Below are 12,930 nucleotides of genomic sequence, written 5' to 3'. Positions count from 1 at the left end.
CCGTCTTCACCAGCAGCTGTACCGCTTCTGATCGGTTGGGCCTCTGCTTCTGGCTGAGCGCCCATGCGTCAACCTGGTCGAGAAGCTCGGGCGTCAGCCGAACCGCCCGTCCTTGCTCAGCTGTCCCCGCTGACGTCTTCCGCGGAACTGCTTTTGACCTGGACATCTCTGACATCATTGATTGGAGGGCGATAACGGCGATGCCGCGGGAGGAGAGGCGGGAATCCGGCCATTTTCGCTCCCGCCTCAAGCTAATGACCGCGGTCGCTTAGGGTTCCAGTGAACTCCTGCCACGACCGCCCGCTCATCCCACAGCTCCTTGCGCTGTTCTCAAACACGACCAGGGAGCGACGAAGTGCAATTGCCTTCCGGACCATTGCGACGGCAGCGCGTCTGACAGATCGACCGATTGATATCGTCTCTGCCTGAAGGACAGCGTGCACCTCCGGAGCTGCAATAGCCACAACTATCTCGACCTGGCAGGGAGCGGACAGACCTTCGATTTGATGCTCGCGAGCCCCGATTTCACTGGCTATTCCCTGCTACGAAGCGCAGCGTCATCCGAACGAAGAGGCTGGCCTTGAGCGGAAGCACGTTCAGCAGCGAAACCGGTTTTGCAGAAGGGCGCCGTATGACGGATGTCACCAAGGAAGCCCTGGATGGTGCCGCCGCGCGGCATCTCTCTGCTGGCTTCAACTTCCGTGCCTATACTCCGGACAAGATCGCGTACGATCTTATCCGTTGGGATGAGGAGTTCAGACACGCCAATTACTCTCAACTCGTCGTAGCCGTGACGCTCTGGCAAAGTAGTTTGTCTGACTAGCGCAGAGCCAAGAAGGCTCGTCGCGCGGCCTGAACGTGCAGTCGAACCAGAGCGGAACGTCATTTACATGGTCAATCCGAAGATATAGGGTTTGGCTAGAGGTTGGCAGATGCTCCCCTTGAAGCTGCCCAGGAAGCAGCGACCTCCGAAGTCGCCGCGCGTCGTCGTAGTAGCAGCTCACGTGCCATCGGAAGGCGCAACCACAAAACTGGATTTTACCAACGTGCGTCAGCAGGCGCCCGTGCACGTCCTCATGCGCTCACGAAAGGCAACCATCATGAAGCTTCCTGCAATATTACAAGGCGAGGCGCGGACCCGTTTCCTTCAAGGAATTGCTTTCGGCGCGGTGGCGACCATGGCGATTGGATTTGCCTGGGGCGGTTGGGTCACCGGGGAGTCCGCCAGGGTCATGCGGGTCTCGGCGGAGACCAGTGGCCGGATGTCCGTTCTGGTACCGCTGTGTGTCGCTCAGTTTACAGCCGCGGACGGCGCTCTCGCGAAGTTCAAGGCGACCGGCCCTTATTCCAGAGAAAACGTCGTCAGCGAATTCGTGAAGAGTGTGGCGTCCACGAGCATGGACTACTCATTCGCCAAGGCTTGCGCCACCGGCATCGAGACGGAGATTGCCAAGACAGCGGCCAAGACCTGATTCCCATTCGGGAGGACAACAGATAGGGCCAGTCGCCCTCGATCGGGCGATCGTCTTTGACCACACCATGCGGGATGGATTCGGCATTCTGGCGGGAAGCTGTTGGACGATTGGCACCTTGTTCAAATTGCCGCCGGCGCCATAAGCCGCAGCAAAGTCATTAGTGAGGCCCAAGATGTGGGGTAAAGATCAATCAATGTCCGTTTGGACGACGAGAAGACTGAGCGAACAAGCCAAGGCAGACGCTGACAACGACAATTTACAATCCACCACACTATGGCGGCCTGGCCGATACGGCGCTGGTACCGAAGCCCGCGACAAGTACGACACGCTTTTAATCTTCATCACAGAGCCAAGGACGAGTGCTAGGCTCTCCCCATCGCCTTGTGGCGAGATGGTCAAATTTGCTCAGATTCGGTACCGCCGTAGATGTTAACAAAACCTGTCACCGCGAGGCCCTAGGCATTTATCGGTAATGAGAACGCCATCAGTCGCTCTCGCCTGCCTGCTCGTCCTATAAACCGGGAGACGGTGATGCAAAATGGGGCCGGACCTTTTTCAGAGGCTGAGCTGACGATCGTGGAGCGTTATAAGCTCGACGCGCTTGAGGACATGGACTTTCCCGAGATCCTCGATTTTCTTGAAGAAATCGAGGACGAGATCAAACGACGGGGTGCCCCCGAGGGAGCGACCGATCGAGAGTAGCAAAAGTCACTTACCAGACCGACCAATTTGCCCTTTGTGCCAATGAATTGTGCGACATATCCAATCGTCGATTTACTCAAACGCTCTGACTGGAGCGGCTTGATGTCCAACGTCGATCTCCTCACGGTGACAGACCGCGTCCAACTCTTGGTGAACGCAATCAACGGCGGTGCCACGTGCCAGTTGCGAAATTTTTCACACCGGCTCAAGCCGCGTGGCTCATCACTGAAGTCGACCCAAACGAGCCCGATCGCCTCTTCGGACTGTGCGACCTCGGTCAGGGGTACCCGGAACTCGGCTACGTCTTATCTTATTGGATCTGTCGCCTGAGGCAGTGCGTGGGGATCTCAGGGAGTGCGTTTCCTGGTCCGGAGCCGCGTCTGTCCCGCGGCCTTCAAGATGGCGGGTAACGTCGGCGGCACGTCATCCCGGCGTCCGTACTCGAACACAATCCCCGGCGGAGACTCGAACCTTCCTTGATGCCGTCGACGTTCACCCCAAGACGCTTGATCTTGTCGTACAAGGTCTGCTTGGGGAGGCCGAGCAGCGCAGCTGTTGCCTGGACGTCGCCCTGCTTGCGGCGCAATGCATCCTCGATGATCAATCGTTCGATGTTCTCGAGCTGGCGAGGCAACGAGACGTCCGCGCCGCCAAGGCCGGATTTGTTGATCGTCTTGCCGTCGAGCACACCCAATACGAAACGGTCGGCGGCATTGCGAAGCTCGCGCACATTTCCCGGCCATGCTAAGCCAGCAGAACAGACGTCGTCTGCTCGTCAAGAATGGGCGCGTCGCGTTCGAACCGCCTGGCAGCTTCGGAGAACCATGGCGGCGATCTGATCCTGGTTCAGGGCCACAGTTCGCCCGGCATCTATGCGCGCGCCTTTCTCAAGGGGCGGCTCAGCGAGAAAACACACCGGCGGAGTTATCCGGAATATCGGACGGCCGCCGCGATGCGTCGCCGACGCCATTGACACGTTCGTCGCCATGTCGGGAAGGTTTTTCAGAGGCTGCGAGAGCGCCCACGCGATTAGATGTAGGCGTGCACCGCCTGCTAAGTATTGGCAAAAACCCGGCGCCGTCTTGCACCAGCTTCCGCCGATCTTCCGAACAAACCTGATTCCGAACCCGCGTCCCGGAGATGGCAGGGTCCTCAACTCGCGCCAGCAGCCTCGGCCGCTAACTCTTGGGGTACAGCGCAGAGATCGCGGGTTGCCAGGGAAGCAAATCGAGCCCGACATCCTTGTCGTGTTCCAATTTGATGGGCCCATCTGAAGAGCGGCGTCGCAAGGCAAGGCACTTGCCCCTGACTGCGGATTGATGGCCCCTCACGCAGAAACTGCGGTCAAGACAAAGATCGGCACCAAAATGGCCGGCGCTGATTCCGCTCCCTCGCTGTGAGTCGCGCTCCCTAGCCGAAAGCAGCAACCGTGACCCGCGTGCTTGATCCGCGTTTGCGTCCATCCTTTGCCGCAGCGGGTACGGCTTGCAGTTATCGTCCCGGCAGAGCCGTGACTTCTCGGGCCAGCTTGATGCGCAAGAACGGATATGCCGCCAGTTCTTTCGAATGCTGCGCGAACATATCCACCCGTCTGCTTGTAAACTCCGTAATGACGCCGAAAAATTCAGTTGGTGACCTGATCGTCGCAAGTCTCAGGCCGAATTCAAAAGCGAATTGCGCGTTGGCCCCGGCTATCTCAAGAAGCTTCGCTTGATACGCCTGCATGTTTGCTGTCGTTAGAGCAAAGCCTTTCGTTGGATCGCTATCCGTCATTCTCTGGCTGCGGTCACCTACTAAGGCATCCGCTTCAGGCTCAATGATGGGAACCTGGTGTTTAGGATCATCATGAAGCTCAGGAGGCGGTTCGACCGAGTCTGCCGCAGCAGAGTGAAGTAAATTGTCTTTCGGGCTTCTAACAATGGCCTGCTTGTTCCGTTGGGCCCGCGCGGCCATTTTCGGGTTGCGGGCGCGCTTTGCCGCTGTCGCCGCTTTGCGTTTGCTCATCTGACGCTCCAAGAAAATGGGGGTGCGACCACAACGGTCATTTCCGAAAGGACAACAGGCTCTGTGACGTGGCGTTCCAAGCCCGTACACTGTTGGTCGCATGAACTAAGATAAATCGCACGTTCTCTGAGCCGCCCCGAGAAGCCAGACTACCCACCGAGCGAATGCTCGAGGAAGAAGCGCAGCATTTCCCTCGTGGCATCCGGCCCTTGCGGGTCAGTGTAGGACCCGGCGGGGCTGCCGCCTGACCATGCGTGTCCGGCGCCATCGATGTTCCAGTGTTCGGAAGTCGCCCGACCGGCCGCGTCGATCAGGACGGTGCGAGTATAGGCATGGCCGTGGGGTACGCGTCCGCGCAGCACCCTCATCGTCGGCCTCGTTGCCCTGGCGGCCTGCTCGATAATCTGATCGCCATTCTTTGGATGCACCGTTGTGTCGCGATCGCCATGGAAAACGATGGTCGGCACAGAAGTTTTGCCGTCCGCAATTGCCTTGGAGCCGCCTCCCTGCCGCATGGCGACGAACGCGGAGGGAAGGTCGCTGGCGGCCCCACACGCCAGGCCTGAATGAATGCCGACGGCCGCGTATAGGTCGCTATACGTGGCGCCCATGATGGCAGCGGCGGCCCCACCGGCAGAGAGACCCGCGACGTATACGCGCTTCGGATCGATCGGATGGTCGCGCATGATCTGGCGGGTAATGCCGGCGATCATCGAAGGCTCGCCCTCACCGCGGCGCTGGTCACCGGTGCGAAACCAGTTCCAGCACTTCGACTGGTTGGCTCCGCTCGGCTGCTCAGGATAGGCCACGAAGCAATTCTGCTCTTCCGCCAGGAAGTTCATCCGGGTGCCGGCCGCGAAATCGTCGGGCGACTGGGTGCAGCCATGAAGCATGACGATCAGGGGAAGCCGTTGTCCCTGGCAGCGGCTCGGGATGAACAGCTTGTAGGTCCGGCTTCCCGCGGCGTTACTGAAGGTACCGGCGATAAACCGTGTGCCCTCGGGCACGATGTCCGATGGCGACAGAGGAGCGCGCGTAATCGGACTTCGCAGGCCAAGCCCGGAAAAATCCCGCATTCCGTCGAGCGGTAAGGAGCGTCTGCGTCCCTGACCAGAGCGGGCCGACGAGGCCTGCGGAGCTTCTCGCTCCTCGACGACGTCGGCCATGGCGTCGATGGTAAGCGGATCGAGCCGCGAGAGCGGAGCCTGAGAGGCGCTGCGCGACTCCGGTCTTGGAGCGCGATCGCCCTGGAGCATGCGCTGCAGCAGCGCGGTGGCTTCGACCAGTTGGCCGTTACGCGTGAGGCGGGTTGCTTCGCGGACTATGTCTTGATTCAGCATCGTTCACCTCGTTCTGTCGGCGAGAGCGGCCTTGACCGCGGGAGTGGCGTGTAGGGCCCCCAGCACCGAAACCGACGCGATCGTGGCGCGCGCCAACTCGGGAGTGACGTCCTGGGCGATGGTGGCTAAGCCCAAAACATTGATCTGCAGCATTTCGCCGGCGCGCCGCGCCGCTTCGAGATCCTCGCGTGTGTAGTTGCGCAGCCCGAGGTCCAAGTTCTTCCGGGCCGTGGATTGTCTGACGACCTCTACGTGTCGCTCGAGCTGGTTCCGGATTGCTGTCCGGATGAAATCGGTCCTGTTCGAATAGAACCCTTCCTGCACCATGAGATCGACATGACCGAGGTCGACATAGCCAAGGTTGATCGTGATCTTCTCGGTGTCGGGGGCCTTGGGTCGCAGCTCGTGTGCATTTCCGGCCATAGTGAAACATCCCTGCACCATCCGTCTGGATGGTATGTGGTTGTATCTAGATGCTCCCGGGCGCCTTTCAAGGGGTGGAGCCATCCAATAAACCAGGAGCTCGCGCAGGCGGACCGTCTCGTGGAGCGTCAGACAAATTCTGGCGAAACTCGCCTCCCCTGTCTTCGCAAGCCCGATGGCCCAGTTCGTTAAAAAAAACAGAAACAGGTTCGTCGTGCTCCCACGTCGCGGGCAAACCAAAATAGAAAGCACCCTTAACCTTCTGAGTGACATGCTCAATGTCGCTCACCTTCCGCTTCCCGTGTCGCCGGATGGCCGGCTGCCCACGTTCGCTGAAGTGACCGGCTTTGATGCTGCATCAGCGTGGGCCCCGCCTTACGCCAGGGCAACAAGCGTTTCTCGGCGAGCTCGCTGTCCGCTTCGCAGTGGTCAGTGGCCGGCTCAGCTACCAGCACAACTTCACAACAACGAGCCCCGCGAGATTGAAGTTCTCGAGAGCGCCGCTTTCACCGATTTCCTCGACAAGTCCGAACCGCTCTGGGCCGACCTGTACGGTTGGAGAACCAACTAGGCGTCATTCCGGAGCCAAGGGCGGCAAACTCAGGATCACGGCCTCGCCATCGATCACAAACCTCTTTTGCCGGTTCCTCAGCGCGGCCTCAGGCCATCCAGAGTGCGGATGGTGACCATCTCACCGCAAGAGCAGCGGGCGTTCCCGTCCGGCCGTTGAGTCGGCAACGGCAGAGCCAGCCTGTGCATGCAGTTCTTCCAGGCGGTCCAGTCGCGCTAGCTGCGCCAAGCCTCGTAATCGATCTCGGACCGCGTTGCCAGCCACCTCTGCCATGCCGCCTCGAAGCCGGCGCGGGACCTTGTCGAACGTCTCGTTAATGCCGCCGCGGTGCTTCCTGGGCTCGATCCCTGGAAGCCGCCACCGTGGCTCACGTAGGCAGAGCCGCCCTAGGACGTGCGGCGCGAGTAGGGGGATAGCAACAAAGTATGGCTTTGGCTGTTCACATGCATGGAAGCGCATCTTCTGCAGGTCACTACTGACGATGGCGAGTGCCGGTTTTGGTTAGCAGCCGGTACGGAAGAAGAGGCCGTTCAGCTCGTCTTGGATGCCATCCCGGAGGGATGGACCGCCAAACTAATCGATCGCGGGGGCACCGCCCTGGAGCAAGCTGCAGCGCTCGGCCTGACTGTTGGACTCGCGCCAGGAGAAGCCCGCGAGGTAAGCAGAGGAGTCGGGCTTAGCTGATACGCAGGCGTTTCTCCGCCGCCTCGATCTGCGAGCGGGGAAACCGGCCAGATGAACTTTGAAGCTTTAGCCCACAAGGAGCGTCAGATGAGCGAACGACGTGAGCTATATCGTAGTACCAACGGCGACGCTTGGTTTCTGGGACGCGAGCCGGCCAATGGACATGCTTTCATCATTCATCAGCCAAATGCGCCTTCTGGCGGCCGACTGACACACATTGAACTCGGCGATTTCTTGCGAAGTGAGCCGAAAGGACCCGAGCACCAGGCCCTTCTGCGCCTGATAGGTACGCTAGTGCACGTGCCACCGTACGCTTAGGGCGTACCAGCAGCGTTAGAGCGGCCTAGCGCTCACATATACGGGCTGTTCTCCGAGACCATAAGCAGAGACGGATCGGATATCGGCACACCTTGCAGGTCAATCGAGGCGTTTGAAAGGATCTGCGTGCAGATACTCGCCATCAAAGTAATTGACGCCAAAGCGCCGATCACCAATCCAACGCTCCCTCCGCATTCGAATCTTCCTGACAGAGTTCGTGGCGGCGAACGCAAGCATTGACTAGCTGTTCCTATAGGATGCAAACGCTCCCTCACGCTTGGTGGCTGAAAACCTCAGTAAGGAAGAGCAGCGAACGGCCGGCGCACACGAAAATTGAGAGTCGGGGCGAGGACGGGCCTTTCCAAGCCTCGCGCCTTCGGAACAAAGATCCAAGAAGCCGTCTGCCCACCAGAAAAGAGAAGGCCGCCCGGAGGCGCCTAGATTTGTCTTCTCTTCTGCTTATTTCTTGAGGGCGTCAGCGGCGTCCCGCTCTGCATCCTTCACATCTCCCGCCGTGTTGTGGGCAGATCCCGTCGCCTTGTCGATCTTGCCTTCGGCTTCCACGTCTTGTCGCCGATAAGTTGACCGGCACCTTCTTTGATGGATGGCGCCTTTTGCCTTGTCGGCAAGGCCCTTCACATGTTCGCGGTCCATGATCGTGTCGGTTCCGCCTGCGGAGGCCCGCTTAAGGCCGCCGGCGTCGGACGCCTCGGCATATTGAAGGCAAGACAAGCCACCACGAAACTCTCGTCACCTGCGGGCCGTTCTAACCGACTCGTGCTCTTATGGGACGCGCCGGCCGGTCGCCGAGTGCGCCCAAGCGGATGGTCAAAATTGCTCAGACCTGGTCTGCCACAGGTGTTAACAACGCCTATCACCGTCCGGCTCATGGCTTCTATCGGTGCTGAGAACGCCAATTGCGCTCCCGCCTAACCGAACAGCGAGCACCCATGTTCAAGCAATCATCGATATTTCAATACCGCTTAGAGGACGAGGCAATTGACTTGCGCAAGCAGGCTGAGGGTATGCCTCATGGCGTTCGACGCGACGAGCTTCTACGGATGGCCAACCGGATCGATAACTCGGCTATCGTCAATAAGTGGCTGGATTCACCAGGTCTGCGCGCTCCGACATAAACCTACCAGCGCAGAGAGGCCGCCTCAGTTGGCGGCGTCTGGCCTTAAGAGCCTGACATAGGTCGCGAACACCAGCCCGCGCGCGGAAGCGATCACCGCATGACGGCAGTCGGCCTGCGGCAGAAACTCGAATAGTTCCTAGCGGGAGCCGAAACAAGTGCTCGCTATCCAGCACCGAAAGGCGCACTGTCCGCCATCGCGCGCCCCTTAGCAATTACGGTGATGTGATCGCAAGTTGCGCTCCCGCTTGACCCGCAGCGGAGCATCAAACATGGCGGCTCGACGGCCCTCACACCAATCATCGACACTCGAATATCGCCTCGCACAGGAGGTGATCAATCTCCGCCTAGTCTACAGGTCAAGGAGTTGCCCGTTGGCGTTCGCCGCGCAGAGCTCTTGCGAAAGGCCAGGCACATCGATGTTGCAGGAGAGATCAACAGGTGGTTGACCTCGCCGGACTACAGGCGCCACCTTAAGCTTGGCTCTCGTTCGCGTGATGAACTTCTGCACTCCACGAAGAGACCAACCTATACCGGGATTTTACAGTCTCCCTCCCGGGCTGGTAAGCCGCCGCCTGCGCTTTATTTAAGCGGGCGGCGTTTTTGTTCTCAGGGGCCAAACGACCTCATCTCCTGCGGTTGCCCCACCACCGGCCAAGGCCCAGTCATAGGCGCCGGTGGTTGACAGACGGGTCCCAGCCTACGGTCGGTAGCCATGTGCGACGACGATCTGTTACTTCCATCTATGTGCCGATGCGACGTCCCTGGCGGGACATCACCCGGGACGCGCTGCGCCGCTCTCATGCGCATTGGAAATCGAGCCCGAAATGAAATCGGGCCGCTGATGCAGGTCCGTTCTCATGCGCTTAGTCTTCTACCACCTTAGTCTTTCTTTCTTCGGCTTCTTGGCTTCGCGATTGCCGCGTTGCTATCCCTTCGCCATGCCGTCAATCTCCTGTTGCGGTTCGAGTTCGTCCAGTTCATCCGACTGCAGAACGCGCCCTCGATCAACGTCGGCAGAAAACGATAAGCTTTTCATACTTTCTTTAGCAAATCTCGACCGACTCCGCTTTGGTGAACTCTCTTCAGGGGGGCTTACCTTTGCGGCTGGGGAGCGTAAGCAATCTTCTTCAGTGCCTTGTTCGCATCACCGCGACCTTGATAAGTGCCGAGCGACTCGCCCTCGTCGTCAATTTCTTCAACCCGACACAGGGTCCAGCGCTTGTCTTTGCCCTGCGCGATGCGGAACGCACGACCGTTGCGGCGACAATAGAATGCTTCGGATCTCTCGATTCTGGTCCACGCACAATCCGCGCCCAACAGAAACCGCTGTTCCAGCCTTATTCGCTCTTCCTCTCTCCAGCGCCGATAGCTTTGCTCCTGCTCCGTTTCTAAGCCTGTCTTCCTCGCGCTCGATGCGCTCCTGCAACGCTCCAATGATCGCGCGCATCTCGGTGCCGTTTCCCTTGTCTGACTGACACAATGCGACACAGCCATTTCTGAGTTCGTCCTTGGGATACCTTGTATGTGGTTCTTCTCAAATAGCGCGCAGACTCTGCTCTACATCCGTTTTCGTCAACGGCAGGCCGGGTAACGTATTCAGAAACGCCTGGAGGTCCTCGACGGGTATCCAGATGGAGCCGCTGCCTGTGCGGCCTCTTCTCGCCGACTCTCCCCACTTCTTCCACACGGAGCTTGCTCCATCCAGCGCTTTCATAATCTCGCGCGATACCTTGTGAACGCTATGCGGCTCACGCAGGTGCTTCAAGGATGGGCTTTTTACGTAATCAAACAAGATAGAGGCGACGGCGTAGTGACGATCAGCGTTCATGCGGAGCTCTCGTCGTTTTAATGCAACAGCAAGGCAAGTTACGCGGTGCGGCTCAGGCAACTCTCAACAGGCTAACTCGATAACACCATTAGGTTCACGGTTCTGGGGATGCTCCGGATCGATGCCATTGAGAACCCGCCGCTTAACGGCGCGCCAGATGGTCTGGCATAGCTCCGCCGCAGCTTTCGATGCCTGAGTGCAGATTGGCTCTTCGGTGACCAGCCCACGCACCGACATGGATATGTGCCCACATTGAACACATACTCATTAAACGTAGCACCGATGAAGTGCCGGGCTAAGTGTGGATGGCGGACTACTTCGCCCTCCCACTGTGGTGGACTGCTCGGCGCTATGGTGCTTCGCATTCGCGCCACCCTTCCCGACAAGGGGAGGGCGAGAACCACGCTGGCAAGAATGAAGGCGATAGGGCTATGCGCTGCATGCCCCCTAAACGCATTTTGGGAGCTTTTTGTTGCTATGCACCGTAGGAACGGATCGCCAGCCGCTTCCGTTACCCATCATGGAAAATATACGCCCACAAGACGAAGACCCGCGCGAGACGCCGCTGGATGATCCGCGGCAGCAGACTGACGCCCCCCATCACAAGCAGACAAATGAACCGTGGAAGGGCAATCCTGAGAAGGATCAACTCCCTCCTGACCGGCCGGACATCGATCTGGAGAATGGCAGGAGAGCAACACCCATCAGTCGAGAGTAGCAGTATCATATATCGTACCCGCGAATACCTTGAGTGCGCCGAGAACTGCGCGCAGCTCGCGGAGCAGGCTCGGACGGCCCCCGCCGCGCGCCGCTATCAACGCATGGAGGCGGCTTGGCGCGCGCTCGCCGAGGAGCAGCAGTGGCTGGACGGGGAGATTCCGCCGGTAGGCAGACCAAATTCATCCGCGCTACACTCGCACTCATGACGCGCACAATCCGCGCTCGCTGCCAATAAGGAATTGCTTCGTCGGCGGTAGCCCAACCTGACTTTCATCGTGCGCTGGCAGCGCACAACACAGTGACATGAGACATAATTGTACCCAACTTTGTGCGTAACCTCCCGTGTGCACAAAGACGCCTGCGCTTGCTCGGCGCTCAGCCAGGGTAGGAACCATAGTCGTTGGGACAGCTTGGTATCCAAAACGAAAGGATATCTTATGTCCACAAAGATACCCAACACAGAAGCCGATGCGGGCCGTCAAGTCCCGTCACGTCGTCACGACGCTGGTAGCGGCGCGAACGAAACTACCGATGGATTGGATGCAAGCACCGAAGCGTTGCGCCATGCTGCGGAAGACACGCCATCGGGTGCCTTGCCGGAGGATGTTGAGATTGTCCCGGTATTTGACCGCGCCGACTTAGCACCCAAAATTTAGTTGCAACCATGGTGAAGAAAAAGCACGGCATCATTATCGAAACACCCATGGAAGCGCGTCAAGCCGAACCCGGGCCCTCGATCCTCTTGCTGCTTCTCATCAGCGTAAGTGTCGCTGTGCTCGCTATGGCCGTTGTCTGGTTCGTTTTCTTCCGTACCTAGCGTCGCGTTGCTTTTAGCTAGGCCGATTTACAGCCCGTTAGGTGGAGAATTGTCAGACCGGACTGCATTGATCGCGAGCCGGGCCAATCCCATGTCCATCCTAACGGAGGACAGCTTGAAGCAATCGCAGCATTCCAAAATGCAGAGAACTGCCGAGCGCGCTGCCGAGATCCAACTTTCCACCGGTACAAGCGCATAGAAACCGCATGAAGGACTTTGGCCGATGAGCAAGAATGGCTGAATGGTGAGATTATTCAGAACGCCGAGTCCCGGGACTAGCTGCGTTCAAACTTAGCGAACTGAGTAACGGCGGGTCTGTTGCTAGCCTTGGGGAGCACTTCCGGACCTGGGCAAACAGCGGTACCTCGACCAGTGTTCCGATCAGTCGCGGCAACGCTTGCGGTTCGACTCCATTTCCGTCACGCAAGAGCTCGCCCAATTCAATGTGAGAAAGGCGGCCACCAGAAGGGGCATTGGGCTGATGAATAATAAAAGCATGACCGCTAGTCGGCTCGCGCCCCGATGAACCAAGCGTCGCCATTTGGACTGCGATATAGTTCTCGCCGGTCTGAATATTTCCTCCTAATCGCCCCAAGCTAGGGCGCGTACTAATAACTCCCTTGTATGAGGTCCGCTATGATCCTGATAGTGGCGCACTAGCACTAGCCGCTCTCGCCAGGTCCGAGCTGGGACAACATCGGGCTAGCAAATAGAGCCGCCAACTGGATCGGCTTTTAGTTCATCTTCGCCGAAGCTCGTCATGTAGCCCGGGATCGTCGGCACACTCTTGCGCGGCCTGTCGAGCTTCCTCCATGCCGCCCCCCGGCGAAGGCTTTGGACGGGCTGCTTTTCGGTCACGCTATTTCGTCATCCCAAACACGGCTGTTGGCATCTCCGACATTCAAAAGAC

The 12,930-nt window shown here is 58.8% G+C and carries 12 protein-coding genes; 6 read left to right on the top strand and 6 right to left on the bottom strand.

Annotated elements, in window-relative coordinates; genetic code table 11:
* The first annotated feature begins 580 nt into the window (after positions 1-580).
* From ACM43_RS25615 to ACM43_RS25600, 4 genes are all read left to right on the top strand, one after another.
* Positions 581-823, top strand: coding sequence for a hypothetical protein (locus ACM43_RS25615; protein ID WP_271543781.1), 243 nt, complete (start codon positions 581-583; stop codon positions 821-823).
* Positions 824-932: 109 nt separating this feature from the next.
* Positions 933-1,472, top strand: coding sequence for a hypothetical protein (locus ACM43_RS25610; RefSeq protein WP_271543779.1), 540 nt, complete (start codon positions 933-935; stop codon positions 1,470-1,472).
* Positions 1,473-2,006: 534 nt separating this feature from the next.
* Positions 2,007-2,177: a hypothetical protein gene (locus ACM43_RS25605; RefSeq protein WP_271543777.1), complete on the top strand. Its 171-nt coding sequence runs from the start codon at positions 2,007-2,009 to the stop codon at positions 2,175-2,177.
* A 176-nt stretch (positions 2,178-2,353) separates the two neighbouring features.
* Positions 2,354-2,587 (top strand): DUF2958 domain-containing protein, encoded by a 234-nt coding sequence (locus ACM43_RS25600; protein WP_271543775.1) that lies wholly within the window; start codon positions 2,354-2,356, stop codon positions 2,585-2,587.
* Here the strand turns inward: ACM43_RS25600 and ACM43_RS25595 are convergent.
* The 6 genes from ACM43_RS25595 to ACM43_RS25570 all read right to left on the bottom strand — a co-directional run bounded on the left by ACM43_RS25595 (position 2,572) and on the right by ACM43_RS25570 (position 10,483).
* Entirely contained in the window at positions 2,572-2,907 is a 336-nt protein-coding gene (locus tag ACM43_RS25595) for a helix-turn-helix domain-containing protein (protein ID WP_014493172.1), read from the bottom strand. The two genes, ACM43_RS25600 and ACM43_RS25595, sit on opposite strands and share 16 nt — an antisense overlap.
* Positions 2,908-3,668: 761 nt before the next feature.
* Positions 3,669-4,181, bottom strand: coding sequence for a phasin family protein (locus ACM43_RS25590; RefSeq protein WP_271543770.1), 513 nt, complete (start codon positions 4,179-4,181; stop codon positions 3,669-3,671).
* A 149-nt stretch (positions 4,182-4,330) separates the two neighbouring features.
* Positions 4,331-5,521 (bottom strand): extracellular catalytic domain type 1 short-chain-length polyhydroxyalkanoate depolymerase, encoded by a 1,191-nt coding sequence (locus tag ACM43_RS25585; protein WP_271543768.1) that lies wholly within the window; start codon positions 5,519-5,521, stop codon positions 4,331-4,333.
* 3 nt (positions 5,522-5,524) lie between these two features.
* Positions 5,525-5,944 carry a CopG family transcriptional regulator gene (locus tag ACM43_RS25580; protein ID WP_014493169.1) on the bottom strand — a complete coding sequence of 140 codons (420 nt, stop codon included), beginning with the start codon at positions 5,942-5,944 and terminating at the stop codon, positions 5,525-5,527.
* A gap of 2,032 nt (positions 5,945-7,976) precedes the next feature.
* Positions 7,977-8,171, bottom strand: coding sequence for a CsbD family protein (locus ACM43_RS25575; protein ID WP_271543766.1), 195 nt, complete (start codon positions 8,169-8,171; stop codon positions 7,977-7,979).
* Between the two features lie 2,018 nt (positions 8,172-10,189).
* A complete protein-coding gene (locus tag ACM43_RS25570; protein WP_271543765.1) occupies positions 10,190-10,483 on the bottom strand; it encodes a hypothetical protein in 294 nt (97 codons plus the stop codon).
* 725 nt (positions 10,484-11,208) lie between these two features.
* Between ACM43_RS25570 and ACM43_RS25560 the strand changes: the two genes are divergently transcribed.
* Positions 11,209-11,409, top strand: a complete 201-nt coding sequence (locus tag ACM43_RS25560; RefSeq protein WP_018640763.1) for a hypothetical protein — start codon at positions 11,209-11,211, stop codon at positions 11,407-11,409.
* Positions 11,410-11,640: 231 nt separating this feature from the next.
* Complete coding sequence (locus ACM43_RS25555) at positions 11,641-11,859, top strand: hypothetical protein (protein WP_145642295.1); 219 nt, start codon at positions 11,641-11,643, stop codon at positions 11,857-11,859.
* The last annotated feature ends 1,071 nt before the right edge of the window (positions 11,860-12,930 follow it).

The sequence above is a fragment of the Bradyrhizobium sp. CCBAU 45321 genome (assembly GCF_028128975.1).
Taxonomy (GTDB): Bacteria; Pseudomonadota; Alphaproteobacteria; order Rhizobiales; family Xanthobacteraceae; genus Bradyrhizobium; species Bradyrhizobium yuanmingense.
Note: the sequence above shows the minus strand (reverse complement) of the source record. Positions and strands in the feature narration are given on the sequence as shown.

Coding starts and splice junctions, on each gene's coding strand:
- ACM43_RS25610 (WP_271543779.1), top strand. CDS start 933: ATGCTCCCCTTGAAGCTGCCCAGGAAGCAGCGACCTCCGAAGTCGCCG.
- ACM43_RS25605 (WP_271543777.1), top strand. CDS start 2,007: ATGCAAAATGGGGCCGGACCTTTTTCAGAGGCTGAGCTGACGATCGTG.
- ACM43_RS25590 (WP_271543770.1), bottom strand. CDS start 4,181: ATGAGCAAACGCAAAGCGGCGACAGCGGCAAAGCGCGCCCGCAACCCG.
- ACM43_RS25585 (WP_271543768.1), bottom strand. CDS start 5,521: ATGCTGAATCAAGACATAGTCCGCGAAGCAACCCGCCTCACGCGTAAC.
- ACM43_RS25580 (WP_014493169.1), bottom strand. CDS start 5,944: ATGGCCGGAAATGCACACGAGCTGCGACCCAAGGCCCCCGACACCGAG.
- ACM43_RS25575 (WP_271543766.1), bottom strand. CDS start 8,171: ATGGACCGCGAACATGTGAAGGGCCTTGCCGACAAGGCAAAAGGCGCC.
- ACM43_RS25570 (WP_271543765.1), bottom strand. CDS start 10,483: ATGAACGCTGATCGTCACTACGCCGTCGCCTCTATCTTGTTTGATTAC.
- ACM43_RS25555 (WP_145642295.1), top strand. CDS start 11,641: ATGTCCACAAAGATACCCAACACAGAAGCCGATGCGGGCCGTCAAGTC.